This window comes from Arthrobacter sp. NPDC056691, from assembly GCF_042791415.1.
Taxonomy (GTDB): Bacteria; Actinomycetota; Actinomycetes; order Actinomycetales; family Micrococcaceae; genus Arthrobacter.
In genome coordinates this window covers 12,992-32,432 of the sequence record NZ_JBHTXX010000050.1, presented here as the reverse complement: position 1 = coordinate 32,432, position 19,441 = coordinate 12,992, and the positions used below count along the sequence as shown (strand labels likewise).

The window sequence follows — 19,441 nt, the reverse complement described above, 5'->3', positions numbered from 1 at the left end:
AAAAAACCACTACCAACCCCAACAACTCGGCCCCCCCCGGGGGGGCCGGGCGGCGCCGGCAACCGCCGGCCGGCCCGCTCTGCGCTACGCCTCTACGAGGTCCTCGTCCAGCTCCTCAAACTCGACGGCGGCCACGATTTCCTTGGTCTCCGGGTTGAGCATGAAGGCCTCGTCATCGTCCTCGATCATGAGGAAGTCGCCGTGGTCGGTGCTGAAGCGCCAGGCGAGCACCGTTTCACCGTTGTGGTCGTAGTTCGGGTCGCCCATGGTGATTTTCTGCAGCTCGTATCCGGCGATGTCGCACAGTTCGCGGATGATCACCTCGAATTCCGGGGCGTTCTCCAGGGCCTCTTCCTCGGCCTCGGCGCGCCGCTCTTCGAGGTCCGGCAGCGCCGCCACGCGCTTGGCGATGTGTGCGGTGATCTCGTCGTCGTTCAGGACCAGCAGGCCCTCCTGACCGCGCAGCCACGCCGCGTTGAGGGCCACGATGTCCTCCGTTTCGAGGAGCGATTCGAATTCGGCGTCGAGGTCCTCCATGGCCTGCACGCGTTCGGGCAGCTCGCTGTCCTCCCCTGCGTCGGCCGCGCCGTCCAGGTAGATGTCCGCTTCCTCCTCGGACAGGGAGTCGAACGCCTCCACGGTGCGGTCGAAGAGGTCAACGTGCCCGGCGGCGCCCATGCCTTCCAGGCCCTCGCGGATGTAAGCGTCGAGCTCCTCACGGTCCGGGGCGGTGAACACATACTGCGCAAAGCCGCCGCCGAGGGACTGAGTCAGATAAAAGTCCACGAAATAGCTGCGCAGGGCGCTGGGCGCGATTTCACCCGAACCGAGGAGCTCCTGGTACATGGCGTTCACCACGGCAACGTTGGAATCGACGGTCTCTGCGTCATTGGCACTGTCGCCGCCCGCGGCGCCTTCGACGGTCAGGACAACGGGGTATTCGCTGGAAGTCATGGGAAATCCTTACTGCAGAAAGCCGGTGATGCTCAGGACTCTCCCAACGTACGCGCCGCTGCGCGCCCGCAGGTTTAGGGCGAAATGAACGTCAGGCGAAGTTTGCGCCGCATCACCCGTGGGGACAACCGCAGGACAAAACAGCAGGGAACGACGGCGGGCGGCGGCAAATTTGAGGGCCCCTCCCGCCCGACTAAGATGGATCAGATAACCTGCAGATTTTCGACCTGCCGAAAGTAGCGCGCACCCATGCCTTCCCAACCGGACGACAGTGCGGCACTGGCAATCCAGACCCCCGCGATCAACGACCGCTCCCTCGCGGCCGGGCTCGCCTATGCCATGGGCGGCCGTGTCTCCGGGATCTCGTTCGACGCCGCCACCGGCCTGATGCTCGGCAAGGTCCGGGGCGGCTCCGAAGTGCCGTACTCCACCACGGCCAAGCTGGTCCGGAAGGGCGGCGGCTGGAGCTGCACGGTGGGGGTCTGCAGCTGCCCGGTCCGCAAGGACTGCAAGCATGTGGCCGCGCTCCTGTTCGCGGCCGAAGACAATGCGGCCGTGCGGGTGCAGCTCCTGTCCCCCGCCGACGCCTCGAGGGTGTCGCGGGAAAAGTCGGTGCCGGCACTCTCGGACTGGGAGCAGGCGCTCAGCCCCCTGATTTCGCAGGCCGGCCCTGCCCAGCAAAGCGGCGGCACACCCCTGGCCCTGCAGTTCGAGGTGGAGGAACCGGCCCCGCACTTCTCCTACACAGGCCGCCGGGATCCGCTCCGGAGCGTCCGCCAGCTCAAGGCCCGCCCTGTCATCATGGGCGCCAAGGGCAAATGGATCCGCGGCGACGTCTCGTGGAACACCCTGAGCTACCTGAGCTTCAAACGCGAGTGCAACCAGGCCCACGTGGAGTGGATGCAGACCTTCCTCGCGGCGCACACCGCCGGCGCCAGCCGGGCGTACTCGTCGTCGTCCCTCTGGCTGGGGCTGAACACCTTCGCCGGAAAGAACCTGTGGGGCCTGCTGGAGGAAGCCCGGCAGCTCGGCGTCGCCCTGGTGCACAGCCGCGGCCAGGAGCCCGTGAACGTGGCTGCGGAGCCTGCGGCGGTGGGCCTGAACCTGGGCCGCTACGGAAGCGGCACCCAGGACGGGGGCCTGGAGCTCGCGTCCACCATCACGGTCGACGGCACCGAGGTTGATCCGGCGTCGGTGGGCACCATCGGCCGCCCGGCCCACGGTATTTTCCTCACGTCCAGCGGGGACTCGCTGCCGGGCGTCGCCGCGGACGAGACCATCACGCTTGCCCCGCTGGAGAGCGGACTGAGCGAGGAGCTGCTGGCCTTCGTCACGGCGGGCAACACGCTGCACATCCCAAAACGGGATGAAGGCCGCTTCCTGACCGGGTTCTACCCCAAGCTCAAGCAGACCGCGCGCGTGACGGCGGCGGACGAGTCCGTCGAGCTGCCCGAGCTCGCCATCCCGACACTGTCGCTGCTGGCCAACTACGGCACCGACCACAAGGTGCGCCTGCACTGGGAGTGGCACTACAAGTCCGGCACCATCGTCACCGCGCAGCCGCTCTGGCGCCACCCCGGCGACCATGGCTACCGTGACGATCCGGCCGAGGCCCGGATCCTGGAGGCCGTGGGCCAGCCGTGGGACGTGGTGCCCAAGCTGGGCGAGTCGGCCAGCGGCGGCTGGGGCACGCCGCGGCTCGCGGCCACCGCGGAGCTGAGCGGGCTGGACACCCTGGCCTTCACGGAGGAGGTGCTCCCCCGGCTGCGGAACACGCCCGGCGTCGACGTGGACACCTCCGGCGACATCGCGGACTACCGGGAGGCCGAGGAAGCCCCGGTGGTGGCCATCTCCACGAAAGCCACCGACCAGCGCGACTGGTTCGACCTCGGCATCGTGATCACCCTCGAGGGCCAGCCGGTTTCCTTCGCTGCCCTGTTCTCCGCCCTCGCCGCCGGGCAGACGCGCATGCTGCTGCCCAGCGGCGCGTATTTCTCCCTCGACCTGCCGGAGCTGCACCAGCTGCGGGCGCTGATCGATGAGGCCCGCTCGCTTCAGGACAACCCCGGCGACAAGGACGCCCCGCTGCAGATCAGCCGCTTCCAGGCCGGCCTGTGGGATGAACTTGCCCAGCTGGGGATCGTGGACGAGCAGGCGTCCGCCTGGCGCGCGGCGGTGGGCGGGCTGCTGGCGGACGGCGTCCAGGGCCTGCCGCTCCCGGCCACCCTCAACGCCGAGCTGCGCCCGTACCAGCTGGAGGGCTACAACTGGCTGAGCTTCCTGTACCGCCACAGCCTCGGCGGCGTGCTCGCGGACGACATGGGCCTGGGAAAGACTGTCCAGGCGCTGGCCCTGATGTGCGCAGCCAAGGAACACGCCGCAACTTCCGCGGACGTTACGGAAGGGGACGCAAAGACACCGGGCGCGGCAACAGCGGACCCCAAATCAGGGAACGACGGCGGGACGCCCTTTTTGGTGGTGGCCCCCACCAGCGTCGTGGGCAACTGGGAAGCCGAGGCCGCCCGGTTCGCGCCCGGCCTGACCGTCCGCGCCGTGGGCGAGACGTTCGCCAAGAGCGGCGCCGATCCCGCCGGGGCCATGGCCGGGGCGGACATCGTCATCACGTCCTACGCGCTGTTCAGGATCGACTACGAGTCCTATGCGGGACAGCGCTGGGCCGGGCTGGTGCTGGACGAGGCCCAGTTCGTGAAGAACCACCAGTCCAAGGCCTACCAGTGCGCCCGCAAGCTTCCGGCCGCGTTCAAGCTTGCCATCACGGGCACGCCGCTGGAGAACAACCTCATGGAGTTCTGGGCCCTGACCTCCATCGTGGCGCCGGGGCTGTTCGCGAGCCCTTCACGGTTCGCCGAGTACTACCAGAAGCCGGTGGAGAAGAACGGTGACCGGGGGCAACTGGACAAGCTCCGCCGTCGGGTCCGTCCGCTGATGATGCGCCGCACCAAGGAGCAGGTCATCAAGGACCTGCCGCCCAAGCAGGAACAGATCCTGGAGGTGGTGCTCAACCCGCGCCACCAGAAGGTCTACCAGACCCACCTGCAGCGCGAGCGGCAGAAGATCCTGGGCCTCATCGAGGACGTGAACAAGAACCGCTTCACCATTTTCCAGTCGCTGACGCTGCTGCGCCAGCTCAGCCTGGACGCAACGCTCGTGGATGAGTCCCTGTCCGGCGTGCGGTCCAGCAAGCTGGACGTGCTGTTCGAGCAGCTGCAGGACCTCGTGGCCGAGGGCCACCGCGCCCTCATTTTCAGCCAGTTCACCGGCTTCCTGGGCAAGGTCCGCGAGCGCCTCACCGAAGAGAACATTGAGTTTTGCTATCTCGACGGCGGCACCCGGAACCGTTCCGACGTCGTCAACGAGTTCAAGAACGGCACGGCGCCGGTGTTCCTGATCAGCCTCAAGGCCGGCGGGTTCGGCCTCAACCTCACCGAGGCTGATTACGTGTTCCTGCTTGACCCGTGGTGGAATCCGGCGTCAGAGGCGCAGGCGGTGGACCGGACGCACCGCATCGGCCAGGCCAGGAACGTCATGGTGTACCGGCTGGTGGCCAAGGACACCATCGAGGAAAAGGTCATGGCGCTGAAGGCCAAGAAGTCCCAGCTGTTCGCCGACGTGATGGAAGGGGACGCCCTCTCGGGCGGCGCGCTCACGGCCGAGGACCTGGCGGGGCTCTTCAACGACTGACGGGTTCGCGGCTGACGCAGCCATCGCTGCGGCCGGGGCGGGCCGAAGCCCGAGGGCGGTCCGCCTGCTGAGCCACCGCGTCAGGGCCTTGCCTTTGCCCTTCCACCAGCTGTCCTCGTCGGTGTCGGTGCGCCATCGGTAGATCAGCACCACCAGTACGAACATCCCGGCTGGGACGTTGGGCCAGACGCCGGCGGCAGCGTCGAGAAGCGCCCTAACCGCGGTGGCCAGGATCGCCGGCGGGGCCAGGGTGCGAAAGACAGTGTTGGCCAGGTACCGCCGGTGGGAGCGCGGCACGGACAGCAGCCGGACCATGTCCGAACAGGCACACACCACCACGAGGGCCTGCCCGAGCGTCAGCAGGATGGACCCCGGCAGGGACCCGGCGAACTGTACGGCTGACGCCAGTCCGGAACTCATGGCCTGCTCCCGTCCATGCCATCTCCTCCGTCGCTTGTGCTGTCTCCTGAACTGCTGCCTGTGCTCTTCCCCGTACCCCGATGAGTGTCAGACCATTCAACGGCGCCCGGCCAGGTAAGTCACGGGGGGTGACTACCCGTCTTTGCCGCGCGCAGCACTCGCGACTACGCAGCACGGCCCCGCGGCGGCCGCGCACCCGCCGCGGCAGTGACGCTTGACACATTCGCCGGCCCCATGGGAAGGTTGCAACATCAGATGGTCAGACCAACTAACCATCATCCACAACAGCCGCTACGAGGAAGTAGTACATGAACCTCTATTCGCTCCTGCAAAAGAGAACCGCAACCCAGGGCCCCATCCGGGTCGGCGTCATCGGTGCGGGCAAGTTCGCCTCGATGTTCCTCACCCAGGCCCTCAACTCCGAGGGCATCCACGTCGTAGGCGTTGCCGATATCGATGTCCCCAAGGCCAGGGGCGCACTGCAGCGGACCGGCTGGCCGACCGAGCGCTATGCTGCCGGCAGCTTTGCCGAGGCACTGCGCAACGGCACCACCTTCGTGACCGACAGCTCCGCAGACCTGATCCAGCAGCCGCAGGTCGAGGTCATCCTCGAGGTGACGGGCAACCCCATCGTCGGCACCGCACACGCCGTGCAGAGCATCGACAACGGCAAGCACATCATCATGGTCAACGTCGAGGCCGACTGCATGGTGGGCCCGCTTCTCCAGCGGCGCGCCGAGGCCGCCGGCGTCGTCTACTCCATGGCATACGGCGACCAGCCCGCCCTGATCTGCGAAATGGTCGACTGGTGCCGCACGGTGGGCTTCGATGTCGTGGCCGCCGGCAAGGGCACCAAGTACCTGCCCGAATACAATTACTCCACTCCGGACACGGTCTGGAACTACTACGGTTTCACCGACGAGCAGCTCGCCAGCGGGGACTTCAACCCGAAGATGTTCAACTCGTTCCTGGACGGCACCAAGTCCGCCATCGAGATGGCCGCCGTCGCCAACGGCACCGGACTCACGCCCCAGGACGAGGGGCTCTTCTTCCCGCCGGCCGGCGTCGACGACCTTCCGAACGTCTACCGCGAAAAGTCCGTCGGAGGCATGCTGACGCGCCGCGGTACCGTGGAAATCGCCTCAAGCCTCAACCGGGACGGCACCGAGGTGGACCGCGACCTGCGCTGGGGTGTCTATGTCACCTTCGAGGCCAAGACGGACTACGCCGTGCAGTGCTTCGCGGAATACGGCGTGAAGACCGACCCCACCGGCCGCTACGGCTCGCTCTACCGGCCGTACCACATGATCGGCCTGGAGCTGGGAGTCAGCATCGCCTCCGCCGTGCTCCGCGGGGAAGCCACCGGCGCCCCCACGGGTTTCCGCGGCGACGTCGTGACCACCGCCAAGAAAGACCTCAAGGCCGGTGAAATACTCGACGGCGAAGGTGGCTACACCGCCTTCGGCAAGCTGGCCCCGGCGCACATCTCGCTGGAGCGCAACGCCCTGCCCCTGGGCCTGGCCCACGGCATGAAGCTCAAGCGCGACGTCCCCAAGGACCGCACCGTTTCCTGGGACGACGTCGACACCGACGAGAGCCTGCTTGCCGTCCAGATCCGGCGCCAGCTTGAGAACGAGGCCCGCGCCGAGCTCCTGCAGCCGCAGCGGTAAGACGGTCAGGCCGAGCAACTACGATGAAAGTGCCGCGGCCCTCTGCCGCCGGCAGACAAATCAAAGAGGTGATCGGCATGAGCGCAGAAGCATGGGAACCGGTACAGCGGGTCCGTACCTACGAACAGGTCATGGCCCAGATAGAGGAACGCATCCTGGACGGCAGGCTCAAGGCCGGGGACAAGCTCCCCAGCGAGCGGGACCTGTCCGCCCTCCTGAACGTTTCCCGCCCGTCCCTGCGGGAATCGCTCAGGGTCCTTGAGGCACTGGGCATCGTCGACATCCGCCCCGGCGGGGGTGCCGACGGCGGCGCAGTCCTGGTTGATGAACCCGGATCAGGGTTCATCAACCTCCTCAAACTCCAGCTCGCGCTCGGCCAGTTCGACCACACCGAAGTACTGGAGACCAGGATCGCCCTCGAAACCTGGTGCTGCGAGGAGGCCGCCCAGCGGGCGACCGAGGAGGACCTGGCGGAACTGGAGCAGATCCTCGACCAGATGGAGGACCCGGAGATCTCCACCGCCGAGTTCAACCGGCTGGATGCTGCCTTCCATGTGCGGATCGCCGAATCCACCGGCAACTCCCTCACAGCGCACCTGATGGGCTCCCTCCGGACGGCCATCAACCGCCAGATGATCGAGGCGTACGCCCGGCTGGAGAACTGGCGGGAAACGGCCAAGGTGGTCCGCAGCGAACACCGCGAAATCCTTGCCGCGATCCGCCGGAAGGAAGCCGACAAGGCCCGGCGGGCCGTGGGTGACCACATCCGCAGCTTTTACAACATTGAAAACGCCAAGGCTCTACACAAGCCCCAGTGACACCCCACCGGTGTCCACCGGGGACAGCGCCTGCGGCAACCGCAGGGGCAGGAAGCAACCTGTCCCATATCGAAGGAGATATGAACGCGATGAGTACCCTCACGCAGACGCACGCCCAGCAGGCGGAACACGGATCACCGGACAAACTGAAGGTCGCCATCGGCAGCGCCGTCGGCACGACCATTGAAAACTACGATTTCCTCGCCTACGGAACGGCGGCGGCCCTGTACTTCGGCAGCGCCTTCTTCCCTGGCCAGGATCCCCTCGCCGCCACGCTGCTCGCGTTCGCCACCCTGGCCGTGGGCTTCGCCATGCGTCCCCTCGGCGGCCTGGTCGGCGGCTACCTCGGCGACAAATACGGCCGGAAGCCTGTCCTCGTAGGTGCGCTGCTGGTGATGGGCGCGGCCACGTTCCTCATTGGCGTCCTGCCCACCTACCAGCAGGTGGGTGTCCTGGCACCGATCCTGCTCGTGGCCATCCGCATTGTCCAGGGCCTGGCCTTCGGCGCCGAATGGGGCGGGGCCATCATGATGACCTTCGAGCACGCCCCATGGCGCAAGCGCGGGCAGTACACCGGCATCCCGCAGGCAGGCGTCCCGCTCGGCCTGCTGCTGGCAAACCTCGTGTTCCTCGGCACCACGGGCTGGAACAACGAATGGTCCTGGCGGGTGCCGTTCCTGGCAAGCTCCATCCTGATCATTGCAGGCATCATCATCCGCATGAAGGTCAGCGAGTCCCCCGAGTTCGAGGAAACCAAGGCCCGCGGCGAACTCGTCAAGAACCCGCTGCTGACCGTCATCAAGGACGACTGGCGGAACATCCTCCGCGTCATCGGACTACGCCTGGCTGAATCCGGCGGCTTCTACGTCATCGTCACCTACCTGCTCTCCTACATCAGCACGAACAAGATCGTTGACCGGCAGGTGGGCCTGACCGGCCTGGTGCTCGCGGCCGCCATCGGCGTCGCCGCCACCATCCTGTGGGGCCGGCTGACGGACCGCATCGGACGCCGCAAGCTCTACCTCGCCGGCTGCGCTGGAATCATCCTGTTCGGATTCCCCATGTTCCTCATGGTCAACACCGCTGTCCCGTTCCTGATCGTGCTGGTCTACGTCGTCGGCCTGCCGGTGCTCCACGACATGCTGGCCGGGGCCCAGGGCGCCTGGTTCTCCGAACTGTTCAACGCCAACACCCGCACCTCCGGGGCCTCGATCGGCTACCAGTTCTCCGCCGCCATCTCCGGGTTCATCCCGCTGATCGCCGCAGCCACGGCAGCGGCCTGGGGCTGGAGCGGAGTGTCCATCGTCTACATTGCCTGCGGGGCCATCGGGCTCATCGCAGCGCTGGCAACCAGGGAGACCTGGAGCAGCCGCGAAAAGAACGAGGTCGATGCGCTGATAGGGTCCGGCAAGTAAGGGCCCAACAAAGAGCGATGGTCCCGGGCAGGAATTTCCTGCCCGGGACCATCTTGCTTTAAGGACCAGCGTGCTTGTGCCTCAGGTGCCGTCAGGCCGGGGACAGTTCCTCGGCCCGCGGCAGCGGATCCAGGTGGCTGATGCCGGTGGCCGTGACCTGCAGGACCCGGGCCGTGGCGATGTCATAGAACAGGCCCGTCACGTGGACCTCACCGCTCCGGGCGGCGTCCTGCAGGCTGGCGTGCTGCTGCAGCCGCTCGAGCTGGACGGCAACGTTGACCATGGCCAGCTGGTCCACCGCGCCGTACCCGGCCTGCTCCGCGGCGACCTGGACGGGATGGCCGGCCTGGAACGCTTCCAGGCTCGGCCGGCCGTGGTCCAGCCAGGAGTCGACCGGGCAACGATCCACCCCGCCTGCCGGGCTCTTGCCCTCTGGCTTCCGGTCCGGGGCCGGGCCGGCGAGCAGCGCGGTCATGGCACCGCAGCCGGAGTGGCCGCAGACCACCACTGAGGTGACGGAAAGCTCGTCGAGGGCGAACTTCAGGGATGCCTCGACCGACGGTTCCAGCCGGCCGCTCCCCACCACGTTGCCCACGTTCCGGACCGTGAACAGGTCCCCCGGGCCGCTGCTGGTGATCAGGTTGGGCACCAGCCGGGAGTCGGCGCAGGTGATGAACAGCGTGTCGGGGTCCTGGAAGGTGGACAGCTCCTCGACGTGCGGACGCAGCAGGTGGGCGTGCCGGCGGTGGTAGCTGTCCACGCCGTTGAGGACCGAGCGCACCGGGGCCGGGACATGTCCGGACGCGTCGACCGCCAGCGGCGAGCTGTCCCGCTGCCAGCTCCGCCATGGCGCAAACCCGCCCCGCAGCGCCGAGCGCGATGACCCGCGTGCGGGAGTTCCCGCCTGGGCTGCGTGGAGGGTGGCGGTGCCGGTTTCCTCGATCTCGACGCTGCCGCCGTTGCTGGCGTGCCGGACGCGCCAGGCCTCCAGGGTGTCGTGGACCGGGTGGTCCAGGTAGTCGACGTCGAGCTCCACCGTGACGTGCGACGCCGGCGGCACCGCGGCCAGCACCTTGCTCAGGCGGGGAAGCGACAAAAACGTGCAGGAGCCGTCGATGACCACCCGCCACCGGCCTTCGGCTGCCGGGCCGAGAGGCTCCGCGTGGATGCTTGCACGGACCACGCGCCAGACGACCAGCAGCACGGCCAGGGCGAGCCCGATCAGGACGCCGGCCAGAAGGTTGACGAAGACCACCGTGAGCAGCGTGGCGGCGTAGACGGCCAGGTCACCGGTGATGCGCGCCGTCTGGAAATCGGCCACCTTCACGAGCCTGATGCCGATCATGATGAGCAGCCCGGCCAGCACGGCCTCGGGCACCAGCTGGATGACTCCGGCCAGCAGCAGGGAAAAGACGAGAACCCAGATGCCGTGCAGGATGGCAGACTTGCGGGTCCGTCCCCCGGCCTCCACGTTGGTGGCGCTGCGGACGATCACGCCGGTGACGGGAAGCCCGCCCAGCATGCCCGAGGTCACGTTGGCGGCGCCCTGGCCGAGGAGCTCGCGGTTGAAGTCAGTGCGCTCGCCGTGGTGCATCTTGTCGACGGCTACGGCGGACAGCAGCGACTCCACGCTCGCCACCAGGGCGATGGTGACAACGCCCACCGCGATAGCGGTCCACTCCCCCTGCGGCAGGTGCGGAAGGGAGAGGGCGTCCAGCAGCGAACCGTCAAAGGTGATCCGGTCGACGTCGGAATTGAACGGCAGCGACAGCAGCGTGGCTGCCACCACGGCGACGAGCGGTCCCGGCACCCGCCGGATGGCCGCCGGCATGTACTTCCACCCGATGAGCAGTGCGATCACCACAGCACCCAGAAAGGCGGCCTGGGGGTCGACGGCGGCCAGGCTGTCCGGCAGCGCCATGATGTTCTGCAGCGCGGCTTCGCCCGCTTCGGCGCCGAGCATCACGTGCAGCTGCTGCAGGACGATGATGATGCCGATCCCGGCAAGCATGGCGTGCACGACGACGGGTGCGATGGCGAGGGCTACCCGTCCCACCCTGGCCATGCCCAGCAGCACCTGCAGGACGCCGGCCGCCACGGTGATGGCGCAGGTGACGGGCCAGCCGAACTGCTCAATGAGGCCGGCGACGATGACTGTCAGGCCCGCAGCCGGGCCGCTCACTTGCAGCGGCGCACCGCCCAGGCTGCCGGCCACGATGCCGCCGACCGCAGCCGCGATCAATCCGGCCATGACCGGTGCGCCCGACGCCGCAGCAATGCCGAGCGACAGCGGAACGGCAACGAGGAACACCACGAGGGAAGCCGGAAGGTCCCAGCGGAGGCCGGATGTCAGGCGTGCCAAGACTGGTATCCGGCTCCTGCCGGGGTGAATGTGGTCTGGATCCGTGGCGGCTGGCGAGGGCATATAAGTCCTTAGCTCGTTCGAAGGGTCCTTATCCACGCTATTGACGCCCCGATAGGGGCCGCAAGAGTACCCGCCCGTGAGAAGAAACACGAGGTCAGGCCGGACATAATGCGAAAACTAGTGCACTAATCCATTCGTTTGCATAAAGCCTCCGCCGCCTCGCGGTCCGGTGTTCCCCATGGCACAGGGGCTCGCCGCCGGCCAGGAAAAACGGCCGCCGTTCAAGTCACATGGCCCGGGCCGCGGGTGACCGCGCGTTCACCCGAAAAATAAATTCCGACGGCGGATCCCCGGCCGTGGGCGGCGATGCCCGCTTCGGCTGATGAAGGTCTGTTAAACAGCAGTGGATCCATCCCCGCGGGATGGATCCACTGCTGTTTTGGGCCAGTGCCGGCTAAAGGCGCTGAGCGGCTGACCGCCTTAGCGCTTGACGGCGTCCAACTTCAGCATCTTGGCGATGACGTGGTCGAGCTCGGAGTCGTCGAAGATCTTCTTCCAGTCGTCCTTGATGATGGTGTTCTTGCCGTACTGGATGGCAATTTCGCAGGCCTCGGAGAACGGGTTGGAGCCGCGCAGGGCGTTGGTGAGGGCGATCTGCACGTGGCCGAACAGCATGGCCTTGGCCGCTTCCTCGGGCACGCCGGCGGTGTGGACGGTCTCGTGCAGCGCCTCGTTGAGCAGGGTGCCGATCATGCAGGCCACGGTCTCCACGAGGGTGGGCTCGAGGATGGCGAGCTGCTTCACGGTGACCCAGTGGACGTCGATCACGGGGGCGTAGATGACCCGGATGGTGGCCTCGGCGGCCGCCTTGGTGTCCGCGGAAGCGTCCTCGTCGATCGCGGCGACAACATTCTGCGGGGCGCCCTCGCCGCCGAAGGTGTCCGCCCATTCTTCCTTGGTGGTGCGCTCCAGGAACACGGACGGGTGGCAGGGGTGGGCCACGGCCTGGACGACGTCGTCGCGCTTGGCCAGCAGGCCGGCGTAGGCGGCAGCCGGGTCCAGGGTGAGCAGGATGGCGCCGGACTTCATCTGCGGGACGACGCCTTCGGACACGATGCCCAGGACGGTGTCCGGAACGGCGAGGATTACGACGTCGGCGCCCTTGACGGCCTCGTCGGTGGCGGTGATTTCACGGCCTTCGGCGCGGACGCGGTCCTGGCCGGCGGGTGAGTTCTCGGAGTAGAACACGGTGTGGCTGGACTTCTGGAGGTTACGGGAAACGCGCATCCCCATCTTGCCTCCGGCTCCGATAACGGCGACGGTCAACTGTTCTGCAGACATTTCATTTGCTCCTTAGGAAATCGAGGCTTTGCTGGGTCCACTGGTTTTCGAGGCGGATGGTTTCGTCCTCGGAGTCCTGCCACGGCAGCCAGTGTTCGACGATCTGGTTAATATTTCTTTCTTTGGGCTGGAACTTCCGGGCCATGTAGTCATAGTCCAGAAGGCCTTCCCCGAGCGGCGCGCCGGAGTATGTAAACCCGACCCACCCCTCCTTGCGGCTGAACGCAAAGTCTTTGATGTGCATGTTCAAAACATGGGGCGCGACGGCGTCAATCACCTCACGCGGCGACTCCAGGGCCGCCACGGTATTGGCCGGGTCGCTGCACACGCCCAGGTACAGGCTGCCGACGCGCTCCACTACCTCCAGGATCCGGGCGGTGGGGACCTGTTCGTAGGTCTCCACCGCGATCCGCACCCCGGCAGCCTTGAACTCGGGCAGGACCCCGGTGAAGATTTCCACCGCCTCGTCCGCTGTCGGGGTGTGGCCCGGGACGTTGAACATGGTCCGCAGCAGCGGCGCGCCCAGGATCCTGGCGATGCGCAGGAACTTCCGCAGGTGCTCGGCCCGGATGCCCTTGGTGCCCAGCTCGAGGCTGATCCCGAGCGAGTCGGCGGTGGCCCGCACGGCCTTAAGTTCGTCGTCGGTCATGGTTTCCAGCGGCGCGTAGTCGCAGATCTGGAACAGGTCCACGCCCAGTGCCGCGGTCCGCTCCAGGGCCTCGTGGATGCTCAGCGGACGGGAAACCCGGTCCGAAAGCTGCCAGAAGAAGGCGTAGCTGCTCAGGCCAATCCTTGAGCCCTGGCCAACGGGTGCCGGGCCAGCCGTGGCGTTCATGCCCGGCCTCCAACTGGTGCCAGCAGAGCGGGTTCCAGCAGGCCGAGCCTGGCCGCGGCCTCATCCAGGATGTCCCGCACCGCTGACGGGTTGTGGGCGAAGCGGCCCAGGAACAGTCCGGCGACGGCGGGGCCCAGCTGGCTGATGAGGCCGGGTCCGGCGCTGCCGCCGTAAATGACCCGGCTGCATTCCTGGCCCGGGCGGCTGCGCAGGTGGGCGTCCAGTCCGGTGATGACCTCGCTGATGAACTCGGGCGACGCCGGTTCGGCTGCGCCGATGGCCCACTGCGGCTCGTAGGCCACGATGGTGCGTCCGGTGCTGCCGAGGCTTCCGGCACGGTTCAGGACGCCGTCGAGTTCGCGGATGCAGTGCTTGATGGCGTCTGCAGCGGTGCCGCGCTCGGGTTCGCCCACGCACAGCACCGGGGTGAGGCCGTTGCGGTAGGCCGCAGCGGTCTTCAGCCCGATCACGTCGTCATCCTCGCCGAAGATGCGGCGCCGCTCGGCGTGGCCTACCTCGGCGTACCGGCCACCGGTTTCGGCCACCATCTTGCCGCTGACCTCGCCGGTGAAGGCGCCTTCGTCCTCCCAGAAGATGTCCTGGGCGCCGGCTGCGGCCCCGGAGGCGGACAGGATCCGCGCGCACTCGGGCAGCACCGGGTGGGCCGGCAGGGCGAACAGTTCAATGTCGCCGCTGCGGACGGCCGGGTGGGCCGAAGCGACCTCGGCCACGTCCCGGCACCAGTCCAGGGTTCGCTCGTAGCCGAAGTACATCTTCAGGCTGACGCCGATGATCGCCCGCGGCTGAGTCAGGCCGGCAGCGTTGGGTGCGGCGGGATTAGCAGGAAGTGACACCTTCATAGTCCTTAATCAGGGTGACCTTCTCGGCGGAGGCCGAGGACTCGTCAAAGGTGTACGTCAGCCATTCCTTGGCGAGCCGGCGGGCGAGTTCCAGGCCGACGACGCGCTGGCCGAAGGTCAGCACCTGGGCGTTGTTGCTCAGGACCGAGCGCTCAACGGAGAAGCTGTCGTGCGCGGTGACGGCGCGGATGCCGGGGACCTTGTTCGCCGCGATCGCCACGCCCAGGCCCGTGCCGCACACCAGCAGGGCCCGGTCGGCCTTGCCGGCGGCGATGAGTTCGGCGGCGGCGATGGCCACGGACGGGTAGGGGGTGTGGCTGGTGGCGTCCACCCCGACGTCCTGCACGGACTCAACCAGGTCACTGGCTTCCAGGTCGGCCTTCAGGGCTTCCTTGTACTCGAATCCGGCGTCGTCGGAACCGACGACCAGGCGCAGTTTGGCGCTCATGCGTTCTCCTTAGTGGTGGTTGCCGCAGCTTTCGCCTCGGCGAAGGTGTTGTGGATGGCGCGGACGATCAGCGCCATGGATACGGCGCCGGCGTCCGGGGTGCCCAGGCTCTTCTCGGCGTGCGGGCGTGCCCGGCCCATGAGGGGCAGCAGGTTGGCGGTTTCCTCGGCGGCCCGCTGCGCCACGGTGGCCGCCTCACCCCACGCGTCGGTGAGGGACTGGCCGGAGCCGGCGCCGGCGGACAGGGCGTCGCGGAACGGCACCAGCACGTCCACGAGGGTCTTGTCGCCCACCTTGGCCTTGCCGAACCCCATGATCGCGGCCGCCGCGCCGGTTACCCCGGTGGCGACAGCGCCGGCGTCGGGCGCGTTGCTGTCCCCGACCGCATCCCCGACTGCCCGCAGGGCCATGCCCCAGAGCGCACCGGAAGTGCCGCCGGCCCGGTCGGCCCAGGCATCGGCGGCCAGGTGCAGGGTGGTGGCCGCACCGGCACCGCGTTCGACGGCGTCCGTTGCGGCCTCGACCGCTGCCCGGACACCGCGCTCCATGCCGATGCCGTGGTCACCGTCGCCGGCAATCGCATCGATGCGGCCCAGTTCCTCGACGTTGGCGTCAATGACATCCTTGGCGGCGGCCAGCGCTGCCAGCACCCGGACGGCTGCCGTGCGGGATTCGTCGGTGGCTTCCGGGATCGCCACGGTTTCTGCCGCTTCGGCGGACAATTCGTCGACATTTAGGGCAGCGGCCGTGACGGCGCCGCGGCGGAAGGCCGGGGCGTCAGCGGGGGCGTTCCAGAGGGTTTCGAGTTCCTCGTCCAGCCAGAACAGGGTCAGCGAGGTGCCGGCCATGTCGAAGCTGGTGACCAGCTCGCCGACCTGCGGGTCAACGGCTACCAGGCCGGCCTCGGCGAGGAGCTGGGCGACGCGGCGGTAGACCACGAACAGTTCCTCGTATTTCACGCTGCCCAGGCCGTTGAGGATCGGGACCACGCGGGCGCCTTGCGCGGAAAGGCCGTCCGGGACCTCGGTGAGCAGCTTGCCCACGAGCAGCTCGGCGAGCTCATCCGCCGTCGGGATGTCTGTTTCATCGATGCCGGGTTCGCCGTGGATGCCCATGCCCACGGCCATCCGCCCCTCGGGGACGGTGAACAGCGGGTTCTCGGCCCCGGGGAGGGTGCAGCCGGTGAACGCGACGCCGAAGGAGCGCGTGCGGTCGTTGGCGCGTTCGGCGATTTCCACCGTGCGGTCCATGCCGTAGCCGGCCTCGGCGGCGGCGGCCGCGACCTTGAACACCGTCAGGTCGCCGGCAATGCCGCGCCGCTTGGCGCGCTCCTCCAGCGGCGCGGACGAGACGTCGTCGGTGACGGCGATGCTGCGGCAGTCGATGCCCTCGGCGCGGAGCTTGTCCTGGGCCTGGGTGAAGTGCAGGACGTCGCCGGCGTAGTTGCCATAGCCCAGCAGGACGCCGGCGCCGTTGTTGGCGGCTTTGGCCACGCTGTAGACCTGCTGCGCGGAGGGCGATGCGAAGAGGTTTCCCATCGCGGCACCGTGGGCCAGGCCCTGGCCCACCAAGCCGGCGAACGCCGGATAGTGTCCGGAGCCGCCGCCGATCACCAGTGCCACGGTGTCCGCGGTGCTCTTCGTGCTGCGGGCCACGCCGCCGGAAACGCGCCGCACCCACCGGCCGTGCGAGGCAACAAAGCCCTCGATCATCTCATCAGCGAACGCTGCGGGTTCATTGAACAAGCGGGTCATGCGGAACTCCTGGACCTATCAGTGGAAATCTCGGGTGGGGCTGGCGGGGCGGTGGGGACTGGTGCCGGGGGCCCAACTGACTGGCAGTCGTTGTCGTTACGGGCGCTCAAAACGACAACTAGTGCGAGTCAGTTGGGTGAGCCCGCGGTCAGGGCTCGGAGTGGTGTCCAGCGCCGGTGGGGTCCAGCGCCTCGGCGGCGATGCCCTCGCTGACCTTGCCGGAGCGGCTCAGTGCCACCATCAGGATGCAGGACAGGAGCATGAAGCCGCCGACGACGAACATCGGCACGGTGTAGCTGCCGGTCAAGTCCTTGAGCCAGCCGGTGATGTAGCCGGCACTGAAGCCCGCCAGGTTGCCCATGGTGTTGATCAGGGCGATGCCGGCCGCGGCTGCAGCACCGGTGAGGAACTGGGTGGGAACGGTCCAGAAGTTGGGCAGTGCCGCGAAGATGGACATGGCCGTGATGGTGATGACGGCGATGGTGGCTGCCGGGGAGCCGGCGAACAGGGCCAGCGGGATGCTGAGGCCGCCCACCAGGGCAGGAACCGCGATGTGCCAGGTCTTGACGCCACGCTTGGTGGCGTCCTTGGACCAGAAGTACAGGGCGAAGGCTGCCGGCAGGTACGGGATCGCGGTGATGAGCCCCTTCTGGAAGACATCGAACTTGGCGCCGTAGAGGCCTTCGAAGCCGGCAATGATGGTGGGCAGGAAGAACCCGAGGGCGTAGAGGCCGTAGATGAAACCGAAGTAGATCGCGGACAGGACCCAGACACGGCCGTTGCCGAAGACGGTGCGGACGCTGACGTGCTTGTTGCTGGCGACGGTTTCGTTCTTTTCCTTCTCCAGGGCGCCGGTCAGCCAGGTCTTTTCTTCAGTGGTGAGCCACTTGGCCTTTGCCGGGGAGTCTGCCAGGTAGAACCAGGCGATGACACCGATGATGATCGCGGGGACCGCAACGCCAAAGAACATGACGCGCCAGCCGGCGAGGCCGAAGAGGCCGTGCTGCTGGATGAGGAGGCCGGCCAGCGGGGCGCCGATGACGGTGGTCAGCGGCTGGGCCAGATAGAACAGGGCGAGGATCTTGCTGCGGTGCCGGGCCGGAACCCAGAGGCTCAGGAAGAGGATGGCGCCGGGGAAGAAGCCGGCCTCGGCCACACCGAGGATGAAGCGCAGGATGTAGAGCTGCTCAACGTTGCCCACCCAGGTGAACAGGAGGGAGACGATGCCCCAGCTGACCATGATGCGGGCCAGCCAGCGCCGGGCGCCGAACTTGTGCAGCGCCAGGTTGCTGGGGACCTCGAGCAGGATGTAGCCGATGAAGAAGACACCGGAGGCGAAGCCGAACTGCGCCGCGCCGAGGGCCAGGTCCGTGTTCATGCCGTTGGGGCCGGCGAAGGAGATGGCCGTGCGGTCAAGGTAGTTGATGAAGAACATCAAAGCAACGAACGGCACCAGCCGGATTGCGACTTTCCTGATTGCAGATCTTTCGACCACCGATTGTGTGGTGTCCACATTGACTCCTAGATGTTGGTATCCCCGGCCGCGTCCTGCTCTGGATGCTTGGGGGTGTCTCAATGCCGTCCGCCGGAAGGAGACCGGCATTGGCTACGCGTTGTGAGATCAACCATACGACCGAAAGGGCAAATTGGTCAACCGGTTGACGAATTTCTCTTCCTTCCTCGCTGCGGCCCGAAAATTGGTCAGCCGGTTGCTACCCTTTGAAGATGTCCGAAAACTCCGCAGCCGCTACGGCCAAGATCAGCGCCGCCCTTGGCCCCATGGAACAGGGATCGGTGGTGTCCGAGGTTGCCGAGCGCCTGCTGGCCTACTTCACCAGCGGAGACATAGCGGCCGGCACCAGGCTTCCGGCCGAACGCACCCTCGCGGCATCCCTCGGCGTGGGCCGGTCGGCTGTCCGCGAAGCTTTGGCGGCCCTGGAGATCCTGGGCATCGTGATCGTGCGGCCGGGCTCCGGCACCTATCTGCGGGACGGCGTCTCGGAACTGCTCCCCCGGACCCTGAGCTGGGGCCTGATGCTGGGCGCCCCGCGCACCCGCGAGCTGGTGGAGCTCAGAAGCGGGCTCGAGGTGCAGGCCGCGCAGCTGGCCGCTGAACGCATCGACGATGCTGCGCTGGGCCGCATGCGCGACAACCTGCAGACCATGGAAGACAACCTCGAGGACCTGGCCGCGTTCGTCGAGGCGGACGCCGCATTCCACCGCGAGATCGCTGTCAGCTCGGGCAACCAGGTTCTCCGCGAGCTGCTGCAAAGCATCCGCTCGCTGCTTCGCATCTGGGTGGACCGGGCCCTGACCGACGAAGGCCATGCCGCCGCCGCGCTGAAGGAACACCGCGAAATCTTCACCGCGCTGGAAGCCCATGATCCCGCCGCCGTCACGGCAACCATGCGTTCCCACATGCAGACTGCCACGCGGCGCCTGCTCGCAGGGTTCGACGCCGCCCAGTAAGGGGGACGGGCCGCCCCGTTTGGGGGTGCCCGCCGTCAGGAATCTCGAAGGACGCCGCGGAAGCCTGTGTCCATGGTCAATGCCGAGAGCGAGCCGGCGGGCTCCCGCGTCAGCGAGGCCCTGATGATGCTCGACATGGAGCAGCGTGACGTCCTGCTGGCCCTGCATTACGGCCGGCTCACGGTTGCCGAGGTGGCAACGCAGTTCGACATTTCCCCCGCGCTGGTCAGCCACCGGGCACTCGCCGCCCTAAGGACCCTCCGCCGCCTGCTTGACCAGGGCGCGCAGGCACCGTAGCACAGGCATTCGGTCCCTTGACATGCCGGTCCAGCGGGCCTACAACGTGGCATAGCAGGGCGCAGCATCTGCGTTCCAAGGCCTTCATTCCCG

The 19,441-nt window shown here is 67.4% G+C and carries 14 protein-coding genes; 6 read left to right on the top strand and 8 right to left on the bottom strand.

All coding sequences use genetic code 11. The features are described 5' to 3' along the window. Positions 1 to 84: 84 nt before the first annotated feature. On the bottom strand, positions 85 to 954 hold the full coding sequence (locus tag ACFRAU_RS24965; protein ID WP_377994791.1) for a hypothetical protein: 870 nt from the start codon (positions 952 to 954) through the stop codon (positions 85 to 87). Between the two features lie 249 nt (positions 955 to 1,203). Here ACFRAU_RS24965 and ACFRAU_RS24960 point away from each other — a divergent pair, with 249 nt between their 5' ends. The 4 genes from ACFRAU_RS24960 to ACFRAU_RS24945 all read left to right on the top strand — a co-directional run bounded on the left by ACFRAU_RS24960 (position 1,204) and on the right by ACFRAU_RS24945 (position 8,979). Continuing rightward, positions 1,204 to 4,656: an SNF2-related protein gene (locus ACFRAU_RS24960; protein ID WP_378001868.1), complete on the top strand. Its 3,453-nt coding sequence runs from the start codon at positions 1,204 to 1,206 to the stop codon at positions 4,654 to 4,656. A 728-nt stretch (positions 4,657 to 5,384) separates the two neighbouring features. Beyond that, on the top strand, positions 5,385 to 6,746 hold the full coding sequence (locus ACFRAU_RS24955) for an NAD(P)H-dependent oxidoreductase (RefSeq protein WP_378001867.1): 1,362 nt from the start codon (positions 5,385 to 5,387) through the stop codon (positions 6,744 to 6,746). 77 nt (positions 6,747 to 6,823) lie between these two features. Then, on the top strand, positions 6,824 to 7,564 hold the full coding sequence (locus ACFRAU_RS24950; RefSeq protein ID WP_377994788.1) for a FadR/GntR family transcriptional regulator: 741 nt from the start codon (positions 6,824 to 6,826) through the stop codon (positions 7,562 to 7,564). Positions 7,565 to 7,653: 89 nt separating this feature from the next. Further along, positions 7,654 to 8,979 carry an MFS transporter gene (locus ACFRAU_RS24945; RefSeq protein ID WP_377994787.1) on the top strand — a complete coding sequence of 442 codons (1,326 nt, stop codon included), beginning with the start codon at positions 7,654 to 7,656 and terminating at the stop codon, positions 8,977 to 8,979. A 91-nt stretch (positions 8,980 to 9,070) separates the two neighbouring features. Here the strand turns inward: ACFRAU_RS24945 and ACFRAU_RS24940 are convergent, their stop codons facing one another. The 7 genes from ACFRAU_RS24940 to ACFRAU_RS24910 all read right to left on the bottom strand — a co-directional run bounded on the left by ACFRAU_RS24940 (position 9,071) and on the right by ACFRAU_RS24910 (position 18,095). After that, positions 9,071 to 11,404, bottom strand: a complete 2,334-nt coding sequence (locus tag ACFRAU_RS24940; RefSeq protein ID WP_378001866.1) for a SulP family inorganic anion transporter — start codon at positions 11,402 to 11,404, stop codon at positions 9,071 to 9,073. Between the two features lie 420 nt (positions 11,405 to 11,824). Next, positions 11,825 to 12,685 carry a phosphogluconate dehydrogenase C-terminal domain-containing protein gene (locus ACFRAU_RS24935; RefSeq protein ID WP_378001865.1) on the bottom strand — a complete coding sequence of 287 codons (861 nt, stop codon included), beginning with the start codon at positions 12,683 to 12,685 and terminating at the stop codon, positions 11,825 to 11,827. A gap of 1 nt (position 12,686) precedes the next feature. Beyond that, a complete protein-coding gene (locus tag ACFRAU_RS24930; RefSeq protein ID WP_378001864.1) occupies positions 12,687 to 13,520 on the bottom strand; it encodes a sugar phosphate isomerase/epimerase family protein in 834 nt (277 codons plus the stop codon). Continuing rightward, positions 13,517 to 14,374, bottom strand: coding sequence for a triose-phosphate isomerase family protein (locus ACFRAU_RS24925; RefSeq protein WP_378001863.1), 858 nt, complete (start codon positions 14,372 to 14,374; stop codon positions 13,517 to 13,519). Before ACFRAU_RS24925 ends, ACFRAU_RS24930 begins: the two co-directional genes overlap by 4 nt. After that, on the bottom strand, positions 14,358 to 14,828 hold the full coding sequence (locus ACFRAU_RS24920; RefSeq protein ID WP_378001862.1) for a ribose-5-phosphate isomerase: 471 nt from the start codon (positions 14,826 to 14,828) through the stop codon (positions 14,358 to 14,360). The genes ACFRAU_RS24925 and ACFRAU_RS24920 overlap by 17 nt, the downstream gene beginning before the upstream one ends. Then, positions 14,825 to 16,582 (bottom strand): dihydroxyacetone kinase family protein, encoded by a 1,758-nt coding sequence (locus tag ACFRAU_RS24915; protein ID WP_378001861.1) that lies wholly within the window; start codon positions 16,580 to 16,582, stop codon positions 14,825 to 14,827. The genes ACFRAU_RS24920 and ACFRAU_RS24915 overlap by 4 nt, the downstream gene beginning before the upstream one ends. 148 nt (positions 16,583 to 16,730) lie before the next feature. Continuing rightward, the gene (locus ACFRAU_RS24910) at positions 16,731 to 18,095 is read right to left on the bottom strand and encodes an MFS transporter (protein WP_377994780.1); all 1,365 of its coding nucleotides are present in this window, start codon (positions 18,093 to 18,095) and stop codon (positions 16,731 to 16,733) included. 212 nt (positions 18,096 to 18,307) lie between these two features. Here ACFRAU_RS24910 and ACFRAU_RS24905 point away from each other — a divergent pair, with 212 nt between their 5' ends. Both ACFRAU_RS24905 and ACFRAU_RS24900 read left to right on the top strand, forming a co-directional pair. After that, the gene (locus ACFRAU_RS24905; protein ID WP_377994779.1) at positions 18,308 to 19,051 is read left to right on the top strand and encodes a FadR/GntR family transcriptional regulator; all 744 of its coding nucleotides are present in this window, start codon (positions 18,308 to 18,310) and stop codon (positions 19,049 to 19,051) included. Between the two features lie 72 nt (positions 19,052 to 19,123). Further along, positions 19,124 to 19,348, top strand: coding sequence for a sigma factor-like helix-turn-helix DNA-binding protein (locus ACFRAU_RS24900; protein ID WP_378001860.1), 225 nt, complete (start codon positions 19,124 to 19,126; stop codon positions 19,346 to 19,348). Positions 19,349 to 19,441 lie beyond the last annotated feature (93 nt).